At 43.5% G+C, this 18,398-nt stretch carries 19 protein-coding genes; 10 read left to right on the top strand and 9 right to left on the bottom strand.

Annotated elements, in window-relative coordinates:
- Nucleotides 1–370 precede the first annotated feature (370 nt).
- A complete protein-coding gene (locus L4D74_RS07430) occupies nucleotides 371–856 on the top strand; it encodes a hypothetical protein (protein ID WP_428751485.1) in 486 nt (161 codons plus the stop codon).
- A 187-nt stretch (nucleotides 857–1,043) separates the two neighbouring features.
- On the opposite strand, the gene artM is transcribed toward L4D74_RS07430, so the two are convergent.
- The 4 genes from artM to artP form a co-directional block, all read right to left on the bottom strand.
- Nucleotides 1,044–1,715: an arginine ABC transporter permease ArtM gene (artM, locus tag L4D74_RS07425; protein WP_428751484.1), complete on the bottom strand. Its 672-nt coding sequence runs from the start codon at nucleotides 1,713–1,715 to the stop codon at nucleotides 1,044–1,046.
- Nucleotides 1,712–2,404, bottom strand: coding sequence for an arginine ABC transporter permease ArtQ (gene artQ, locus L4D74_RS07420; protein WP_428751574.1), 693 nt, complete (start codon nucleotides 2,402–2,404; stop codon nucleotides 1,712–1,714). Before artQ ends, artM begins: the two co-directional genes overlap by 4 nt.
- A 1-nt stretch (nucleotide 2,405) precedes the next feature.
- Complete coding sequence (locus L4D74_RS07415) at nucleotides 2,406–3,137, bottom strand: arginine ABC transporter substrate-binding protein (protein WP_428751483.1); 732 nt, start codon at nucleotides 3,135–3,137, stop codon at nucleotides 2,406–2,408.
- A gap of 138 nt (nucleotides 3,138–3,275) precedes the next feature.
- Complete coding sequence (gene artP, locus L4D74_RS07410; RefSeq protein WP_428751482.1) at nucleotides 3,276–4,004, bottom strand: arginine ABC transporter ATP-binding protein ArtP; 729 nt, start codon at nucleotides 4,002–4,004, stop codon at nucleotides 3,276–3,278.
- A gap of 319 nt (nucleotides 4,005–4,323) precedes the next feature.
- Between artP and L4D74_RS07405 the strand changes: the two genes are divergently transcribed.
- Entirely contained in the window at nucleotides 4,324–4,749 is a 426-nt protein-coding gene (locus L4D74_RS07405; RefSeq protein WP_428751481.1) for a septal ring lytic transglycosylase RlpA family protein, read from the top strand.
- A gap of 185 nt (nucleotides 4,750–4,934) precedes the next feature.
- On the opposite strand, the gene L4D74_RS07400 is transcribed toward L4D74_RS07405, so the two are convergent.
- Complete coding sequence (locus tag L4D74_RS07400; protein WP_428751480.1) at nucleotides 4,935–5,798, bottom strand: arginase family protein; 864 nt, start codon at nucleotides 5,796–5,798, stop codon at nucleotides 4,935–4,937.
- A 63-nt stretch (nucleotides 5,799–5,861) separates the two neighbouring features.
- Nucleotides 5,862–6,596 (bottom strand): IclR family transcriptional regulator, encoded by a 735-nt coding sequence (locus tag L4D74_RS07395; RefSeq protein WP_428751479.1) that lies wholly within the window; start codon nucleotides 6,594–6,596, stop codon nucleotides 5,862–5,864.
- Between the two features lie 222 nt (nucleotides 6,597–6,818).
- On the opposite strand from L4D74_RS07395, the gene L4D74_RS07390 reads away from it, so the two are divergent.
- Nucleotides 6,819–7,337, top strand: a complete 519-nt coding sequence (locus tag L4D74_RS07390) for a hypothetical protein (protein ID WP_428751478.1) — start codon at nucleotides 6,819–6,821, stop codon at nucleotides 7,335–7,337.
- 96 nt (nucleotides 7,338–7,433) lie between these two features.
- Here L4D74_RS07390 and nfsA read toward each other — a convergent pair whose 3' ends face one another.
- The 3 genes from nfsA to L4D74_RS07375 all read right to left on the bottom strand — a co-directional run bounded on the left by nfsA (nucleotide 7,434) and on the right by L4D74_RS07375 (nucleotide 9,429).
- The gene (nfsA, locus tag L4D74_RS07385; protein ID WP_428751477.1) at nucleotides 7,434–8,156 is read right to left on the bottom strand and encodes an oxygen-insensitive NADPH nitroreductase; all 723 of its coding nucleotides are present in this window, start codon (nucleotides 8,154–8,156) and stop codon (nucleotides 7,434–7,436) included.
- 248 nt (nucleotides 8,157–8,404) lie between these two features.
- On the bottom strand, nucleotides 8,405–8,776 hold the full coding sequence (locus L4D74_RS07380; protein WP_428751476.1) for a thiamine-phosphate diphosphorylase: 372 nt from the start codon (nucleotides 8,774–8,776) through the stop codon (nucleotides 8,405–8,407).
- A 263-nt stretch (nucleotides 8,777–9,039) separates the two neighbouring features.
- Nucleotides 9,040–9,429: a hypothetical protein gene (locus tag L4D74_RS07375; RefSeq protein WP_428751475.1), complete on the bottom strand. Its 390-nt coding sequence runs from the start codon at nucleotides 9,427–9,429 to the stop codon at nucleotides 9,040–9,042.
- Nucleotides 9,430–9,605: 176 nt separating this feature from the next.
- Here L4D74_RS07375 and L4D74_RS07370 point away from each other — a divergent pair, with 176 nt between their 5' ends.
- The 7 genes from L4D74_RS07370 to L4D74_RS07340 all read left to right on the top strand — a co-directional run bounded on the left by L4D74_RS07370 (nucleotide 9,606) and on the right by L4D74_RS07340 (nucleotide 18,384).
- Nucleotides 9,606–10,148, top strand: a complete 543-nt coding sequence (locus L4D74_RS07370) for a hypothetical protein (protein ID WP_428751474.1) — start codon at nucleotides 9,606–9,608, stop codon at nucleotides 10,146–10,148.
- Between the two features lie 131 nt (nucleotides 10,149–10,279).
- Nucleotides 10,280–12,106, top strand: a complete 1,827-nt coding sequence (gene secD / locus L4D74_RS07365) for a protein translocase subunit SecD (RefSeq protein ID WP_428751473.1) — start codon at nucleotides 10,280–10,282, stop codon at nucleotides 12,104–12,106.
- Nucleotides 12,107–12,108: 2 nt separating this feature from the next.
- Nucleotides 12,109–13,011, top strand: a complete 903-nt coding sequence (secF, locus tag L4D74_RS07360; RefSeq protein ID WP_428751573.1) for a protein translocase subunit SecF — start codon at nucleotides 12,109–12,111, stop codon at nucleotides 13,009–13,011.
- Between the two features lie 309 nt (nucleotides 13,012–13,320).
- Nucleotides 13,321–14,262, top strand: coding sequence for a sensor domain-containing diguanylate cyclase (locus L4D74_RS07355; protein ID WP_428751472.1), 942 nt, complete (start codon nucleotides 13,321–13,323; stop codon nucleotides 14,260–14,262).
- 183 nt (nucleotides 14,263–14,445) lie between these two features.
- Nucleotides 14,446–16,263, top strand: coding sequence for an extracellular solute-binding protein (locus L4D74_RS07350; protein WP_428751471.1), 1,818 nt, complete (start codon nucleotides 14,446–14,448; stop codon nucleotides 16,261–16,263).
- 9 nt (nucleotides 16,264–16,272) lie between these two features.
- A complete protein-coding gene (locus L4D74_RS07345) occupies nucleotides 16,273–17,361 on the top strand; it encodes a microcin C ABC transporter permease YejB (RefSeq protein ID WP_428751470.1) in 1,089 nt (362 codons plus the stop codon).
- Nucleotides 17,362–18,384: an ABC transporter permease gene (locus tag L4D74_RS07340; protein ID WP_265674966.1), complete on the top strand. Its 1,023-nt coding sequence runs from the start codon at nucleotides 17,362–17,364 to the stop codon at nucleotides 18,382–18,384. It abuts the gene before it with no gap.
- Nucleotides 18,385–18,398 lie beyond the last annotated feature (14 nt).

The raw sequence follows: 18,398 nt of genomic DNA, 5'->3' as shown, positions 1-18,398 counted from the left end.
AACATTGTCACAGAAACTTGGCACTATCATCTATCTTCTCTACTGAAAGGGAGTCTATTTATTGTGTAGGATTGAGCCTAATTCATACTGCTAGTGTTACATCTACTTTTCATCCGTTGCTCGTATACAAGCCATTGACATTGATTATGGAGCTTGGATCGTAATGATATATTTGAATTAATCTGTCGGAGGCATACAATACATCGTGTTACAAACAGAAACACCTTGTTGGGATAGATATAGATAAAGACAATTGTCTACAAATTGAGACGAACTTAATGGCGAACATTCCATTAAAATAGCGGCTGAAACTAATTGAGATGCTACGAAAATAATGAGTAATATAATAAATACAATAAAAAGTAAAACTATGAGGTGGATGTTTGCGGCTGTTATGTGCGTGAGTACGGTTGCGTTCGCAGACGAAGTAAAGCCTGAAGCGCTACAGACTAAAGTGGTTTCTTCAGAGAACGCTCAAGACAGTGACCCACTTAAAGGGAACTTTGATCTCACCTATGCAGGGTGGACAGAGCACTTGACATCGACAGGACGAAATCAAGACAACTATATTGTGGGTTTTAGATACAAACAATTTGAGGCGTTTACGCTGATTAATAGTTTTGATAATCGCTCATACATTGTTTCCTATCATCCTCAATATGATTGGAAATCTTGGGCTAGAGTTGGCTTGAGGCTTGGTGGCATCAGTGGCTACTCTAAAGAGGATAACAGCGTACAGATTGGCGGTATTACACCTGTTTTCGCCCCAACTATTACTCTTCATTATAGCCATTTTGGTTTTGAAACGGCGCTGTATACCGATGTATTGGTGTTTTCCCTTAAAGTAATGATTTAATGATTTTAGCGAATAAATAAACAAGCCGCCCCTTTGAGCAAATCAAATGGGGCGGCTTGTTTACATTATCGTTTGTTTATAATTACATTGTCGCTTGTTTATATTTAGATAGTAGCTTCTTTCATTTTCACTGCGCTCCACTTCCCAACAGGGAAAGCTAGGCGACTTTTCGTTGATTCGATTACTGCTAACGACTGGATTCGAACGCCAGAGCTTGCCTTTCTACCTTTCTAAATAGCAGTGTGAGTAACCCGTTGACGGCAAGGTAGAATAATCCCGCGATACCAAATACCGTTAATGTGTCATAGGTTTGGGCATTAATGCGCTGAGCGTAACCCATGATGTCCATAATGGTGATAGTGCTGGCAAGTGAGGTTCCTTTAAAGACTAAGATCACTTCATTCGAATACGCTGGGACCGCGCGACGAATAGCAAACGGCAGTAATACGCCAAGCGTGGCTTTCATATCCATGCCTAGTGCGCGACAAGCCTGCCATTGGCCATCAGGGATCGCACGAAAAGCGCCTTTGAATAACTGAGTGCTGTAAGCGGCAGTATTGAGTGCCAGCGCGAACATCGCACAGAACCATGGCTGGCTTAACCAGTGCCACGCAATACTCTCTCTAATAACGTCAAACTGCCCAGGACCGTAATACACTAAGAAGATTTGAATCAACAAAGGAGTCCCTGTAAATACGGTAATAATGGCACGGCTCAACCAGTGGACGAGAGGGGTGCGCAGAATAAGACTCAAGGTCATGAATAAGGCTAAAATACAGCCAACAAGTAATGACGCGGCAGTAAGTTGTAAACTTGTCATTAATCCTTCAAGCATTTGCCACACGTGTTGTTGATTCATGCGGTGACTCCTTTATTCGATGCAGACATTTGCTGAACCGAGAACTTGTTGTCAATGCGCTTCACGGCTTGCTGCGTGATCAGCGTAATAACCAAGTAGATTGCAGCAGCGGTGGCGTACCAGGTAAAGGCTTCGTGCGTTGCTGCTGACGTCAGTTGTGCCTGCTTCATTAAGTCAGTGACACCAATTAATGACACGAGCGCGGTATCTTTTAATAGCACAAGCCATTGGTTGGTAAGACCGGGAAGCGCATGTTTAACCGCTTGTGGTAAAACTATTTTGATGAAAGTACGAGAGCGACCCATACCCAGTGCGCGTGCCGCTTCACTTTGCCCGCTAGGAACCGCTTTTAATGCGCCACGAATTGTTTGCGCCGCATAGGAGGCAAAGATTAATGACAGCGCAATCACACCAGAAAGAAACGGACTCACCTCAATAAAATCGCCAGTAATAAGAAACAAAACTTGCGTAGAGCCGAAGAAAATGAAAAGCACCACTAATAATTCTGGCAGCCCACGGATGACAGTAACAATCGCGGTGGTCGGCCAAGAGATTAACTTCCTGCGTGACATTTCACCGCCTGCGAAAATCACGGCAAGAATCAACCCAACTAGCAGGCTGACAAAGGCAAGTTGGATCGTAACCCAACTTGCTTGAACGAGTGAGGAGGAGTAGCCCGTTAGTCCCATATTACTTACCAAAGTACTTGTCGAAGATAGCTTGGTATTCGCCATTTTGTTTGACTGTACTAAGCGCTGCATTCAACTGGTCAAGTAGCACTTGGTTACCTTTGTTAACGGCAATACCAAAACCATTACCAAAGTATTGTTGGTTGGTGATTTGTTCACCGACATAAGTAAGTTTGTCGTTTTTATCGAACCATTCAGCAACTACAGCAGTATCGCCAAATACAGAATCGATACGACCGTTTTGCATATCGATAAAGGCATCTTGGTAGCTTGCATAAGGTACGGCAGTCACACCTGTCATTTGTTCAAGTAGGTAGCTTTGATGAGTAGAGCCATTTTGTACGCCAACACGCTTGCCTTCGAGTGCCGTGTGGTTGGCGACTTTGCCTTGCAGGGCAACAAATGCCGCTGAGTTATCGTAATAAGGCGCAGTGAAGCTAACTTGCTGTTGACGAGCTTCTGTAATATCAATACCAGAGATAGCAGCGTCGTAACGCTTAAATTTTAGTGCTGGAATTAGGCTATCAAATGCTTGATTGTGAAAACTGCATTTTGCATCTATTTGCTTACAAAGTGCATTTGCTAGGTCAACATCAAATCCCTGAATTTGGTTGTTTTCATCGACGTACTCAAATGGTGCGTAAGTGGCTTCCATCGCGAATTTAATTTCTTGTTGAGCAACCGCGTTAGCAGATACAAGGCCGATGATTGATGCGAGTAGAATTTTTTTCATAATATTTCTCCAAGTGAGGTAAACCATGGTGGCATCCTCGTTGATATTTTTTTCGCCATCTTAAGGACTACGCCGATCTCATCTCAATAGCGGTGGCGCTAATGAGTGGAGTGGTTACGTGATAGGTTGGCGAGTGAATTAGTGTGTTAAATACTCAGCAAAGGCTTGAGTTTTAGGCTGAGTAAACGAGGCGTTAGTCCCGTGCTCAACAATTCTACCTTGCTCCAAATAAAGCACATGGCTGGCAATTTTTTTAGCAAAGTCAACTTCATGAGTTACCACAACTTGGGTGATGCCAGTGCTGCTTAACTCTTTGATGATATTTACTATTTGAGTTGTAATTTCTGGGTCAAGTGCCGCAGTTGGTTCATCAAATAACAATACGTCTGGCTTCATCATGAGCGCTCTGGCAATCGCGACTCGTTGTTGTTGACCACCAGAAAGCTGCAGTGGCCAGGCATCGGCTTTGTCTGCAAGTTGCAAGGTGGCTAATATTTTTAACGCCTCTTTTTTTGCTTCTTCTTTATTCATGCCAGCGACCTTAATTGGCGCTTCAATCAAATTGTCCATGACTGACATGTGCGGCCACAAGTTGTATTGTTGAAATACCATGCCTACTTTTTTGCGCAGCGCTAAGCCCTGCTTTTCGGTAATGCTTGCTGCAAAATCAAAGGTCTGCTCGGCGATATCGAGAGTGCCATGATTCGCGGTTTCCAATAAGTTCAGCACCCGGAGCAAAGAGCTTTTTCCTGCGCCACTTGGACCAAGTAATACTAGAGTTTCACCTTGCTCGCAGGTAAAGCTGACGTCATGGAGCACTTGTGTCTCACCATAGGATTTGTTTACTTGCTTAACTTGAATTCTCATGCTGATTTACTGCATTAATAGTCACTAGGTATGTATACTACTCAAAATGATGTTTTATGCAATAAAAATGTATAAAAATTTCAATTGTTACTATTTTGTTTCGATTAGTGGTGGTTTTTTAGTCTTGTTGACTTTGCCTTTCGTATCGCTAGGCTCACATTAACTTGGGCAATTCGAGTGCATAGTGCGAGTAGGCGGTAGTAAGGGTGCTATTGAGTTGAAGCGAAATTGCCGAGTACTGACATAGTATTGATGAACGCCTAAATATCTCCGTTAATACTTAACGCACACATTTAAGGAAAAGTGACATTGTAATAGCATGAAACCGTTACCGATTATATCCACCGTTTTAGCATTGACTGTGCTAGCGGGCTGTTCATCAGTTTCAACTAACGCGTCTCCTAAAACGCAAGAGTATGCGAGAAAACATCAACTTACTGGGCTTGCTTCTTGGTATGGCAGTAAATTCCATGGCAGGCTGACCGCGAGTGGGGAAAAGTACAACATGAGAGCGCTTACTGCAGCCCATAAAACACTCCCTTTTGGTACGGTAGTTAGAGTTATCAATACTGAGAACAATAAGAGTGTGGATGTGAAAATTAATGACCGTGGTCCCTATGTTAAAGGACGAACCATCGATCTTTCTCAGAAAGCCTTTGAGAAAGTGGGCAGCATCAAGCAAGGCGTTGTTCCCGTCAGGATTGAAATTTTAGATGACACTCGTACATTTAGGTACAAACACTAAAATATCGAGCCTGAGTGATTAACCAACCGTGGATGGTGGTTCAAAGAAAGTCGTCGAAAGGCGAACTTTTTGTAATGATTCGTTCATTCCGTCGCAGAGGATAGCTGGACTTGCTATCCTCTACCTCTACCTCTATCTTCCCCTTTACCTCAATAAGTCACGATAGGCTTGTAGGTAATGCGGGGTTAATGAGAAAAATAATAAAAGTGACTCGCTTGCTCAACAATTAGCTGTGTCGACGCAGAGTATATGTGCTCTTCTTTATTGCCGACGAGTTGGATCAAGGTGGTCTTGTTAGAGCTCATACATTGACGCAGGATCCTAAGAACCATAGATAGTTCGAGCTTTTGATTTTCTAACTTAGACATAGTTTTTGAGATAGAAGGTAGGTCGATGGTGATGATTACTTTATCGCAGTGGTGCAAAAAGCGCGCGACTTGAGATTTAATCATGCCTTTATTTCGATAGTTAACTTCACTTAGCAGTGCCCAATCACACCCCATATCTTCGGCGTAATCTAGCTGACTTTTGCTCGCAGCATTTGGATCAATCCCAATGTGGAAGGCGCGGCATTCGTTGTGTCGATTTAGGGCAAAATGGAGCATTGAGCCAGTTTTTACTTCTAACGTTTGATCCATTAAAAAATCAGCATTGATGTTGATGATGCCAATTTGATCCGAGTCTATGATTAGGCTAGGTAGCAGGTTGAGTAGTGTTTCATGGCAGTTGGTAATGACCATCGGTGTTGCGCCATAGGAAAGCTCTTCAACGAGCAGAGTGTTCAGAGCAGTATTGGCATAGGGGCTTTCAAAGTAAGGGCGATCCGCTGAGTAGACAGAAAGTAACGGAAAATGCCCTAAGTTTCTCATTGAGTGAGAATGACTTTGTCCAGTTAGCCAGTCATAAGCAGTTTCTAATAGTGATTCAGCGTCTTCAAATGCCACGTTACTGATCGGCTTGATTGATTCACAAACCGTAAAAATAGGCAGTTTGTGCTCAACGGTTGGATGGTAACGGTTTTTCCATAATTGCTTGAAGACGCTTAACATAGTAAATAACCTGCGAGAGTAAATAACCTTACGAGAGGTTAAATCACCTAGAAAATTAGTGATTTACCTTTCTGGTGGCAGTGCTCGGGCCGCTTGTAATACGTGCAGTATGAATCGGTCTTTATTGGCTTCGACTCGATACGCTGGAGCCATGATAGAGACCGCGCCTAATAACTTGCTTCCTTTCATAACAGGGGCACTGATACCGGTTACGCCAGGGTCGAATTCTGATGTACTGACAGCAAATCCTTGATGTCGAATGAGTGTTAATTCTGCCATCCAGCGGTCGATATGCTCTTCTTCACCGAAATAGCGAAGAATTTTTTCACAACGCATCTCTGGTAAAAATGCGAGCATAACCTTAGACGAAGCACCGCGTAGTAGGGGTTGGCTTTGGCCGCGAACATAACTACAGCGAATGGCTTGTGCACTTTCTTGTAGGCTTACGCACAACGCACGATAACCGACGGGCACCATGTATGCTGCCATTTCTCCGGTCTGTTTTTGTAAGCGACTAAGAATGCTCTCAATCGCCTCAGAGTTGTGAGGATTTGATTGATAGCTGTGCATGAGCATCAAAGCAGCAGGACCGACAATCAGGGTTTTGTCTTGAGTACTTTCTTCTATTAAATTCCATTCTTTTAGTAATTTAATATGGCGATATAGGCTGCTCAGTGGTACACCCATTTGTATGCTGAGTGTTTTGGCTGACACAGGTATTTCTGAAAGCGCTACTTGCATCAGAAGCTGAAGAGGCTTCTCATTAACTTGATTGGTGGAACGCTGCGTGTTGTCCATATTGGTTATCTACTTTTCAGGTCGTATGCGCAATTTATATTCCTATACAGTAAGAAAGGGAATATAAATTCGCATATAGTTTCTTACTGAATGAAAAAATGACCAAAACCTTTGGAACTTTGTGGTTTCGTCAGGCTTTTGTTAAAGGCGATAGAATACTTTGACCCTGAGCCAAGGGTTGCCTACAGTGCGGCTTACTTTCCTATAAACGTAATAAATTGAATGAACAGACCACGTAATAATATGATTTTCTGTGTTGCACTTATCGCTGCCGTGACCGTTCCCGCTTTTGCAAAAGATACTGAAGGGAAGCTCTCTGCGTTAGCAGGGGTGTCTTTTCTAAATTCCACTAAAGCGTACTCTTTGGGTGTTTATCAGCTAAACGGGCAAGGGCAGTGGGGTTTTGGTGGAGGGGTTGAAGCTGGGCGAATCGATGAAAATCCGGATGGCGGATACTATACGCAATCTGATTTTTATGCCGCTAGGCTTGCGCTCACTTACGGTGTGACTGATCAGATTTACATCGCACCGAGTTTGGGGGTAATTCATTCAACATTAGACAGAAGTTACTTTTATGCCGGACGCGACCATGTTGACCACCATACTTACACGGGTGTTACGCCAGGGGTTGATTTCATCGTTGAAAATGAAGGGTGGACAGGCAGTGTCGGCGTCAGCCAATTGCCACTTGTTGATCGTTCTGAAACGGCATTTAACTTTAAAGTGGGTTGGTCGTTTTAACGGTATTGTGTGATTCAAGCTCAGTATTCACTATAACGAAATGCGGTGTGGTTCGTTATAGGTGAATACTTTACATGCTTTGAGCAAGCTGTGTGATTACCGTTTAGTCAGCCCTTTGCTGTTTAAGTAAGGGAGCATATGTGGTCGCGATTCTCCAGAGAGTTTGCTGGTTGTCTGTTGGGACCACGTTTCTTGTTTTTGATTACTGGAACGATGAGCGTAGTAATGCTGCATCGATTCATCGTAGACGTCGATGTCGGCCATGTTTAAAGCTTGGTATTGGTTTTCATGCACAATGACATGAGGTGGTAAACGTGGCTTTACGTCTGGATCTTGATCTGGATATCCTAGACACATGCCAAATAATACCGCAGTTCCTTCAGGTAGATTGAGTAGCTCGTCTACCTGTTGTGCGTTATTGCGTAGACCACCGATATATACACCGCCTAATCCTAGAGACTCAGCTGCCAGTAAACAGTTTTGTGCCATAATGCCCGCGTCTACCGCACCGATTAATGTTAATTCAGTGAAGTCAGCCTGTACGCTGGGGTTGATAGCCATATGGCGTTGGTAATCAATGCAGAACACTAAAAATTCAGCAGCAGAGGCAACGTAAGCTTGCCCTCCGGCGTATTCCGCTAAAAGACTCCGCTTTTTATTATCCGTCACTCGTATGACAGAAACGACTTGCAGCAAACTTGAAGAAGATGCCGCTAGACCGGCTTGTACAATCATGTCCCGTTGTTCGGCACTTATTGGCTGTGGCGTGAATTGGCGAATGGAGCGGTGCCCCAATATGGTGGCGATAGTTTGGTTCATGATTCACATCATCCTTGAGAGTTGAAGTTATACAACAAACTAGCTTATCGAGAATTTCTCGTAGGGTAAATGATGGGCATCGCAGATGGTGAAGATGGAACGGTTAACATAAATTTGGCCGTTGCAAATCATCGGACAAATTTCATGGGTAGCGTCGGATTGGTTTATCCATAGCTAAGTGGGGAATGAGAGAGGTATAAGAGCGTTAGCTTGCGTAACGCTCTTAGTTTATTCGGGGGCTTATTCAGTTATAGACAGATTGCAACAATACCAGCAGTAGTCAGTGCGATAACTGCGTACCAAATATATTGCGTGGTTTGGTTGGCTACATTGTTCTTAATGTAGGTGATTTCTTCTGTCGCAAAGTGAACAAACTCAGAGTGGCTTACTGAAAGTTCATGCTGCGTATCTTTTACATCTTGCTGCAATTTACCGAAGACAGTATTGATGAAGTTTTTTGCTTCTTCTAGTGGCGCAGGTGCAAACGCTAAACTATCCCAAATTGCCATTCGAGATTTGAACTCGTTGTCACTCACACAATTCAATTTAAGCAAATCATGCTCACGTTTAATGCGTTCTTTATTCATTTTATCGGAACATAAATTTTTAAATGCATTCACGACAATTACTCCAAACGATTCATATCAGTTTAAAAGAAAGGACGCTTTTCGCCCGCTCTTAACTTGCAGCGCATACTAGTTGATGTTTCCAAGAGACATCAACTAGCGAATTTTGTCACCACGATAGATAATCATTGTGTTGGTTTACATCGTTGATAAATAATGTGTTTGTAGAATATTTTATGTGTGGGTGATGGTATCGGATGCAATGTTAATGAGTAGCTTCAGGGTTAATGATGCGACCCCTGAGAGTATTTAACATATTAAGATGATGGGTTTTGTACATCACTGGCTAAATCTTGAACGCATTGTTTGAGTCGCTGTAATCCACTAATTTCACCACATTCAATATGCTCAATGGGTGCATAACCGTTAAAACGATTGGTATTACTGCGAACATTAATAAAGTTGTTGATGAAGTGCGAGTTGTCAAACGCCGTACGTAAATAGCCATCTATTTCAACGATTATGTGGATTCTCTCCATCGTTGAGGGGGTAACCGCAACCGTAGCGGGCGTAATTTTAAGGCGGGCATGTTGGGCTGGAGAAAGCTCTAATATTGCTTCTGTTTGGATATTTGAGGCACCCCATCCATCAAGAATGGTGAGGGCGTATTTAACTAATGTAAGTCGTTCATTTTGCGACAGTTCCATTATTCACCTTCAATTAAGTGCCTGAATTATTCAGCGCCTCTGTATTTACTATAGTGGTCAGTTTTTGTTCCCTCAAGATGACAGGGGTTAATTGAAGTGATGAATTTAGTATTTTTTATTTGTGTTTGTACTCAGATGGGCGAATAATGGCGGCGTAAATTCATTGAGGTTAAGTTGTGTCGAAGTCCTTGTTGTCGTTTGTGCTTTCATTTTGTGTCGTAGTTCTTACGTCCTTTGGAGTCACTGCGTCTGAAAACTTAACAGAGGCTCCGAATACGGACTATGCTGCAACTTCCTTTGAATTTAACAGTCGCTCTGTAGTAACAGAGCCTAGCATTTCTTTTGATGTACGTTCAGGTGTTGCCTCAGGGCAGGGTACATCGTCATTTACGCCGGATGTTATTCCGATCCCTCACCGTAATCAGACGTCGTCTCAACCTGCTCACCCGATGTCCACGCATTCTGATGATAATCGAATTAAAGCGATTTTATCGAACCTACGTTGGATCAGTAACGGCAACGAACCCCATGAGTTTGAATCTGCAAACTTTGGTGTCGTTACAGAAGTTGGCGATGCTTATTGCTGCTTCAAAGTGGGCTTGATTACAGATATCCGCCTCTCATTTGCTAATTATTATTTCCATATCAGTGAGCACCGTGTCAGTGGTTGGAAAGACAGCAATACCTTCTATGTTGCCCTAAATGGGCAGTACGCATAACGCTTCCAAATTAATTAATAACAATGTGCGGATAACAAAATAATAGAGGGTTCACGATGTGTGAATAGTCTGATTTTGTCTCCGCTCCTAAGGTCAATTTTTAATTGTCAGCCCAGTGCTGAGGAAGAATTATGCGTGTAAAAAATAAACCATTAAAGCGCTTGAACCACTATTCCAAATGGAAATATTTGGTCCTTATTACCACGTGTTTGCTGTTAGCGTTAAGTGCTTTGCCATCTTGGTATGGTGAGAAGCCCGCCATTGAGCTGAAGTTTACGGATAGCAGTAGTCAGTTCGACACTCCATTCAAAATTAGCAGTTTACTGGATGCTCAAGGTGTTAAAGCCGAATCGATAGCGCTGACTGGCAACAAAGCGACGCTAGTTTTTAATGATGAAGCGGATCAAACCAAAGCCAGAAATACCCTCAATGACGTAATAGGTAAAGGTGATAGCTTGTCTTACTCCTACACGTCGATTGCGCCAGCATGGCTAAAAGAAATGGGTTTTGCTCCAATAAAGCTGGGTCTTGACTTGCGTGGTGGTGTTCAATTTTTGCTGAATGTGGATGTTGACCAAGCGATTTCTGAGCAGCGCGATGCCGTTATCGATGAAGTCAAGCAAGCACTACGCGAGCAACGAATATTTGGTGTCACGGTTAGCCCTAAAAATAGCAACGGTATGTTAGTGCGAACCAAAGATAAAGCTGACGAAGTCTCCATACGTCAGTTCATTAATAGCCAATATCCAGAGTGGTTAGCTAAAGGCGACAGTGAAGGACTCTCTATTACTCTGCGTGAGCAAAATAGTAGTGAGTTTCTTAACCTCACAATGCAGCAGAACCTAAAAATCATGCGTCAACGTATTGAGGAATTAGGGATTACTGAAGCATTAGTACAGCGCCAAGGCGAATCAGGCATTCGTATCGAATTACCGGGTGTGCAAGACCCTTCCATGGCGAAGCGTGTTATCGGTGCGACGGCGAGCCTAGCATTTTATGAAGTTAAAACTCCGGGTGGTGAAGCGGTATCAACACTGAGAGTAAAAGACGAGCAAGGCAGCATGGTTGTTCTTGTGAAAAAACCAGTCCTCACTGGTGAGCATATCGTCAACGCCAGAGTTGGCTTTGACCAAATGCATCGTCCGGAAGTTGATATTTCCCTCGATCACATGGGTGGAAAAATGATGAGTGACTTTTCTGCCACTCACATTGGAAAACCTATGGCAACGGTGTATCGCGAATATGGTGTGAATGCTCGTGGAGAAACCCAAAGAAGCGAGAAAGTGATCAGTGTTGCGACCATTCAGTCTCAGCTTGGTAGCCAGTTTAGAATTACCGGATCGGGTGATTTAGAAGAAGCACAGCAGCTTGCACTATTGCTACGTGCAGGTTCATTGACGGCCCCAGTGACCATTGTTGAAGAGCGCACTATCGGTGCTTCACTAGGTGCGGAAAATATTCAAAATGGTTTTGCTGCGCTAGCGCTGGGTCTTGGACTAACGCTAACATTCATGGCGCTGTGGTACCGACGTCTAGGTTGGGTTGCGAATGTGGCGCTGATGCTCAACATGAGCTGTTTGTTAGGCCTAATCGCATTGGTCCCTGGTGCGGTATTAACACTGCCTGGTATTGCCGGTTTAGTACTTACTGTGGGTATGGCGGTGGATACCAACGTGCTCATCTTTGAAAGAATACGTGACAAACTCGCCGAGGGGAGAAGCTTTGCTCAGGCTATTGACCAAGGTTTTAATTCGGCCGTTGCCACTATCCTGGATGCCAACATCACCACGATGATTACTGCAGTTATCTTGTACTCAATGGGTAATGGTCCAATTCAGGGCTTTGCTTTGACGCTAGGTCTAGGTCTATTGACCAGTATGTTTACCGGTATTTTTGTTTCTCGAGCCATCATCAATCTTGTGTGGGGCAAAGATGCTCGCAGAGAAGTAAGGGTATAATGATGAAAAATTATCTAACCACTCATATTCGTTCAATTCGCTATTTCACTAACATGTTGTCAATCGCTCTTGTGGTGCTATCTATCATTGTGGTGGGTATCAAAGGTCTAAACTTGGGCTTAGATTTTACTGGCGGCGTGGTCTCTGAAGTTCAGTTAAAGCAGCCAACGACTCAAACGGAGCTGCGTGACACATTAAGTCCAGTATTGGGTGAAGGCATTTCAGTGACCAAGTCTGGTGATGAAGGACGTTGGACTATCCGTTACTCTGCTGACCGTGGCGACGCCGTGCATCAAGAGTTTAAGCAAGCACTAGCCAAGGCATATCCTGATTCAAGTATTGTGAGTGATAGCATCGTTGGCGCTCAAGTAGGGCAAGATCTCTACGATCAAGGTGGCTTAGCACTACTGGTATCGTTGCTGAGTATTCTAGGCTATCTGAGTTTCCGTTTTGAATGGCGCCTCGCGAGTGGTGCACTGGCGGCGTTACTCCATGATGTGGTTTTAGTCTTAGGTTTCTTTGCATTGACTCAGATGGAGTTTAACCTCACGGTTTTCGCAGCGATTTTGGCAATACTAGGTTATTCCTTGAATGACTCGATCATTATTGCTGATAGAATTCGTGAAATTCTGAAGTTCAAACCTCATGAAGACACTGCGTTAGTTAGTGATCAAGCGGTATTAGGGACGTTTGCCCGCACGATGGTGACATCGGGTACCACGCTAATGACGGTAGGAGCACTTTGGTTCTTAGGTGGCGACGCCCTACAAGGCTTTGCGACGGCTATGTTCATCGGCATCTTCTCTGGTACATGGTCCTCCATTTCAATGGGTACGGTGCTACCAGAATGGCTCAAGCTGGAAGGGAAGCATTACCAACCTGTTGAGATTGATTCAGCGCCGTAAGCAGAAATTTATAGGGCAGCATTTTTGTTGCCCTTTAATTTACAGGGTGTTTGTAGAGTGGCTGTGTAGCTTATCCGGTACACGAACAATGTAAACGATCTTTACGAGAGCTTAATTTGAATAAATGCCTGCAAAAACAAGAAGTAGTGTACTGTGGCTTGTTTTGTGATCTTCATTCAAAAATGTGCTCTATCTATCAAAAATAAACTTTTAATTTAGAAAACTCTCCTTTCATCGAGAAAAATAACAATCTAGGGTTTAGACTCTAGCATTCGATATTCAATCCAATGCATTTTATAAAGCGAATTTATGCTCGATCTCATACTGTCTGCACATCAAGGTTCTCAAGAGGAGTTACTGGGCTTATCAGAAGTCTTTGACGCCGTTGATGCGTATATTTTCATAAAAGACAGTCAAGGTAATTACCAATACGTCAATAAGAAGGCGATCGATACGTTTGGTGTGGGGCTGGATGGCATTCGAGGTAAAACAGATTGGCATCTATTTAGTTATGGCACGGCTAAATTGATGCGTGCTAGTGACAAGCGGGTGATAGCGACCTGTAAACCAACTCAACAAAAGATCCCGTTTTTTATTGGTGATGAAGAGCTGTACCATTTGACGGTCTCTTCCCCGATTGTTAAGAACGGGAAAGTACTGGGCGTGATTGGCTTCGCTGTTGATATATCGAAAGACATGGAAGAGCGTCAAACGCTACTAGAAGAGGCCAATACGGACGGATTAACAGGCTGTTATAATCGTCGGTATTTGCATTTGGCGTTGGAAGAGCAGCATCAAAAATACCGAAATGACAGTACGCAATGTTCTGTTCTGATTATTGATGTTGACCGTTTTAAACCCATTAATGACAAATACGGCCACTCCGTCGGAGACAGGGTACTTGTAGCGGTGGTTAACGCGATAAATAAAGGCACCAGAGAAGAAGACTTATTGTGCCGCTATGGTGGTGATGAGTTTGTCTTAATCCTACCGGGAAGTAGTCTTGAACAAGCCCACTTATTGGCGAGTCGTCTTTCAAAAAAAATAGATGCGCTGAGCTTCGTCAGCAGCAGCGGTAAAGCGTTTGGAGTGTCATGTTCTATTGGTGTCGCGACGCATTCGGCGATTGAAGGCAATATTATCGAACGTGCTGACAAGGCGCTTTACGTGTCGAAAAAAGGCTGTCGTGGTCGGGTGCATATGTATTGCTCAGAGCGGCAAGACATCGTCGCTTGTGACTTATGCGGCTAAGAATTCAGCACCTTTGCTAAGCCACTGCAAACTTTAATGTTAAATCATTTCTTAATCGACCCTACCCCTTGAAAACCCCGTGAAATACAGCTATTTATAACAGTATAATCAAATTTACTTGTTGTTAGCTTGTAAGGAAAAGGACGCCTTAAAACGCCCTTTTTCTATTTTAGGGAGAAAGGGATGGCAGTATTGAGAAACGTTGCATTGGTTACGCTAGGATTGTTCGCCACCAGTGCAATCGCCGCAAATACAATAGAAAGTACCACGTTGGTTGGTTTTGGTACCGCCAAGTATCCTGAAAACTTCACCCATTTTGATTACGTCAATCCCGATGCGCCAAAATTTGGCAAAGTGACTTATGGTCAAATCGGCACCTACGATAATTTTAATCGTTTTGCTTCTAGAGGTGTCGCGGCGGCAGCATCAGGCAACCTCTATGACACCTTAATGTTTTCACCAAGCGATGAAATTAACGCTTACTACCCACTTATCGCTGAGCGAGTTCGTTACTCGGATGATTACTTGTGGATGGAAATCGACATAAACCCTAAAGCTCGCTTTAATGATGGACATCCAATTACGGCGAAAGATGTTGAGTTTTCTTTTGACAAGTTTATGAAGGAGGGTGTGCCCCAATATCGCGCTTACTATAAAGATGTCAAATCATTGAAAGCAATATCAGAACTGACGGTTCGAATTGAAATGGAAAGGCCAAACAAAGAAAAGTTATTTGGTCTGGCACAGAGCACACGAGTATTACCGGAACATTTTTGGAAAGATAAAAATTTTGCCGAGCCTCTCACCGAGCCGCCAGTAGGAAGTAGCGCGTACAAAATTACTGACTATAAGCCGGGTCAGAGTGTTACTTATGAATTGGATGAAAACTATTGGGCTAAAGACCTACCGGTGAATGTCGGTCGTAACAATTTTGCGACTGTCCAATATGATTATTATCGTGATGATACGGTCATGTTAGAAGCCTTTAAAGCGGGCGAGTTTGACCTCAGGCAGGAGTCCAGCGCCAAATTCTGGGCAAGTTCTTATACCGGAGCCAACTTCGATAAAGGTTATATCAAAAAGGAAGAGATTGAGCACCACAAACCGATGGCAACACAAGCATTTGTGTTTAACATTCAACGGCCAGTTTTTAATGACCCTCAGGTGCGTGAAGCATTGAACTATGCGATGGACTTCGAGTGGATGAATAAGAACATGTTCTATAACCAATATACTAGAACAAGAAGTTTCTTCCAAAATACCGATTATGAGGCGAAAGGCTTGCCTAGTGATGCGGAGCTTGAAGTACTTAATAAATATAAAGATAAGATCCCTGCGAGAGTGTTTAGTGAAGAGTACAATCCGCCAGTTACAGATAGCTCTGGTCGGATTCGTCCGCAAATGCGCAAGGCGTTTGCATTGCTAAAACAGGCGGGTTGGGAGCTGAAAAATAAAGCGATGACAAATGTCAAAACGGGCGAGAAGATGAGCTTTGAATTGCTCATTTATAGTCCAACGACAGAGCGTTACGCGATCCCTATTCAGAAAAATATGCGTGCGATGGGTATCGACATGCGAATTCGCACCATTGATACCACTCAATACACTAAGCGCTTAAGAGATCGTGACTTTGACATGGTGTCCTCTTCTTATTTTGCTCATCCTTACCCAAATTCCGATCTTAAAATTGTCTGGAATTCGAAGTTTATTGATTCTACGTACAATACAGCAGGGGTGATGGATCCTGTCATTGACGCATTAACCGATGAAATTGCCGATAATCAAGATAATCCTGAACAGCTTCTAGCATTAGGCCGTGCGCTCGATCGTGTGCTGCAATGGAACTACTACATCATTCCTCAGTGGTACATCAAAAAATATCGTGTGGCGACATGGGATAAATTTGAACGCCCTGATGTCCTACCTACTTATGACCTAGGTATTGATACCTGGTGGGTATCTAAAGAGAAAGCTGACAAGCTTCCTGAAAAGCGTCGATAAGAGGATATTATGGCGGCCTATATTTTCCGGCGACTATTGCTGGTTATCCCAACGCTTTGGGCAATCATCACCATTAACTTTTTCATTATTCAGGTCGCGCCTGGTGGACCGGTAGAGCAAGCCATCGCTCAAATGCAGGGATTGAATTCAGGCGTAATGGAGCGTTTTAGTGGTGGCGGTAAGGAAGTGGAACTCGACAGCAGTTCTGACGATGTGTCGACTGGGTACAAAGGGTCGCGTGGCCTAGACCCAGAAGTGGTGGAGGCGATTCGCAAGCAATTTGGTTTTGATAAGCCTATCCACGAGCGTTATTTTGATATGTTGAAGAATTACGCCATGTTTAATTTTGGTGATAGCCTGTTTCGTGGTGGTAATGTTATTGATTTGATTAAAGACCGCCTTCCTGTCTCCATTTCATTGGGATTATGGAGTACGTTGATTATTTACTTAATCTCGATACCGTTAGGCATCTTTAAAGCCATTCATCATGGTTCTCGGTTTGATATTTGGTCCAGTGCCATGATCATTATCGGTTACGCGATTCCGGGTTTCTTGTTCGCTATCATCTTAATCATCCTATTCGCCAGCGGTAATTATTTCAGTTGGTTCCCATTGAGGGGGCTGGTGTCGAGCAATTTTGATCAGTTGACGTGGTACCAACAGGTTATTGATTACTTTTGGCACTTAACTTTGCCGATTCTTGCAATGGTAATTGGCGGATTTGCCACACTCAGTATGCTGACTAAGAATTCATTTTTAGATGAAATTAACAAGCAATATGTCGTGACTGCTCGAGCCAAAGGGTTAGATGAAAACAGCATTCTTTATAAGCATGTTTTTCGTAACGCCATGCTGATTATCATTGCTGGCTTCCCAAGTGCGTTCATCAGTATTTTCTTTACGGGCTCAATGCTTATTGAGGTTATGTTCTCGTTAGAAGGAATAGGATTGCTAGGTTTTGAATCAACCATTCAGCGAGACTACCCGGTGGTATTTAGCTCTTTATATATCATGACGCTCTTAGGTCTGATTTTGAGTATTATTTCTGACTTAACCTATATGTGGGTCGATCCACGTATTGATTTTGAGGCGCGATAGATGGCAGCGAATCCGCTCACTCACGCAAGATGGCAGCGTTTCAAAGCCAACAAACGAGGTTTCTGGTCAACATGGATCTTTTGTCTACTGTTCTTTTTAAGTCTATTTGCGGAGTTTATAGCGAACGATAAACCGCTGTTGGTTGAGTATGATAATCAATGGTACTACCCAATATTTAGCCAATACGCAGAAACGGAGTTTGGTGGTGAGTTTGAAACCGAAGCCGACTATACCGACCCTTATGTGAGCGATCTTATTGAAGAAAATGGTTACATAATTTGGCCACTCATTCGTTTTAGCTACGATACGATCAATTACAATATTGTCGCATCGGTTCCGTCGGCACCCGATTCTGCTAACTGGTTGGGAACCGATGATAAAGGTCGGGATGTGTTAGCGAGGATAATTTATGGCTTTCGTATCTCGGTATTGTTTGGTGTTATTTTAACCATAGTGTCGAGTGTTATTGGTGTGGCAGTGGGTGCTACACAAGGCTATTACGGGGGTTGGATTGATTTAATCGGCCAGCGTTTTATTGAAGTTTGGTCGGGCATGCCAACGTTGTTTTTATTGATTATCTTGTCGAGCTTTGTTGAGCCTAATTTTTGGTGGTTACTGGGAATTATGGTGCTGTTTAGTTGGATGAGTTTAGTGGGGGTTGTGCGGGCTGAATTTTTGCGATGCCGTAATTTTGACTATGTAAAAGCCGCGCATGCCATGGGAGTCAGTGATAAGCGCATTATGTTGCGGCACATGCTACCCAATGCAATGGTGGCCTCGTTAACTATGATGCCATTTATCTTATCTGGATCGGTGACGACATTAACGTCGCTGGACTTTCTTGGCTTCGGTCTACCTGCGGGTTCCCCGTCATTAGGTGAACTGCTGGCGCAAGGAAAAGCGAATCTTCAAGCGCCTTGGCTTGGACTTTCGGCGTTTGCCGTACTTTCGATCATGCTGACGTTATTGGTGTTTGCTGGTGAAGCCGTTCGCGATGCCTTTGACCCACATCGACAGGGCTAATACTGAGATTTCAT

Origin of the sequence: Vibrio cionasavignyae (genome assembly GCF_050337155.1) — a bacterium.
GTDB classification, from domain to species: Bacteria; Pseudomonadota; Gammaproteobacteria; order Enterobacterales; family Vibrionaceae; genus Vibrio; species Vibrio nomapromontoriensis.
Note: the sequence above shows the minus strand (reverse complement) of the source record. Positions and strands in the feature narration are given on the sequence as shown.

What these genes read in the sequence shown, in the direction of transcription:
- L4D74_RS07430 (WP_428751485.1), top strand. Translation starts at nt 371, where the DNA reads ATGAGGTGGATGTTTGCGGCTGTTATGTGCGTGAGTACGGTTGCGTTC.
- secF (WP_428751573.1), top strand. Translation starts at nt 12,109, where the DNA reads ATGAAAAATTATCTAACCACTCATATTCGTTCAATTCGCTATTTCACT.
- L4D74_RS07395 (WP_428751479.1), bottom strand. Translation starts at nt 6,596, where the DNA reads ATGGACAACACGCAGCGTTCCACCAATCAAGTTAATGAGAAGCCTCTT.
- L4D74_RS07375 (WP_428751475.1), bottom strand. Translation starts at nt 9,429, where the DNA reads ATGGAACTGTCGCAAAATGAACGACTTACATTAGTTAAATACGCCCTC.
- L4D74_RS07340 (WP_265674966.1), top strand. Translation starts at nt 17,362, where the DNA reads ATGGCAGCGAATCCGCTCACTCACGCAAGATGGCAGCGTTTCAAAGCC.
- nfsA (WP_428751477.1), bottom strand. Translation starts at nt 8,156, where the DNA reads ATGAACCAAACTATCGCCACCATATTGGGGCACCGCTCCATTCGCCAA.
- artM (WP_428751484.1), bottom strand. Translation starts at nt 1,715, where the DNA reads ATGAATCAACAACACGTGTGGCAAATGCTTGAAGGATTAATGACAAGT.
- L4D74_RS07345 (WP_428751470.1), top strand. Translation starts at nt 16,273, where the DNA reads ATGGCGGCCTATATTTTCCGGCGACTATTGCTGGTTATCCCAACGCTT.
- L4D74_RS07355 (WP_428751472.1), top strand. Translation starts at nt 13,321, where the DNA reads ATGCTCGATCTCATACTGTCTGCACATCAAGGTTCTCAAGAGGAGTTA.
- L4D74_RS07415 (WP_428751483.1), bottom strand. Translation starts at nt 3,137, where the DNA reads ATGAAAAAAATTCTACTCGCATCAATCATCGGCCTTGTATCTGCTAAC.
- secD (WP_428751473.1), top strand. Translation starts at nt 10,280, where the DNA reads ATGCGTGTAAAAAATAAACCATTAAAGCGCTTGAACCACTATTCCAAA.
- L4D74_RS07405 (WP_428751481.1), top strand. Translation starts at nt 4,324, where the DNA reads ATGAAACCGTTACCGATTATATCCACCGTTTTAGCATTGACTGTGCTA.
- L4D74_RS07350 (WP_428751471.1), top strand. Translation starts at nt 14,446, where the DNA reads ATGGCAGTATTGAGAAACGTTGCATTGGTTACGCTAGGATTGTTCGCC.
- L4D74_RS07400 (WP_428751480.1), bottom strand. Translation starts at nt 5,798, where the DNA reads ATGTTAAGCGTCTTCAAGCAATTATGGAAAAACCGTTACCATCCAACC.
- artP (WP_428751482.1), bottom strand. Translation starts at nt 4,004, where the DNA reads ATGAGAATTCAAGTTAAGCAAGTAAACAAATCCTATGGTGAGACACAA.
- artQ (WP_428751574.1), bottom strand. Translation starts at nt 2,404, where the DNA reads ATGGGACTAACGGGCTACTCCTCCTCACTCGTTCAAGCAAGTTGGGTT.
- L4D74_RS07390 (WP_428751478.1), top strand. Translation starts at nt 6,819, where the DNA reads ATGAACAGACCACGTAATAATATGATTTTCTGTGTTGCACTTATCGCT.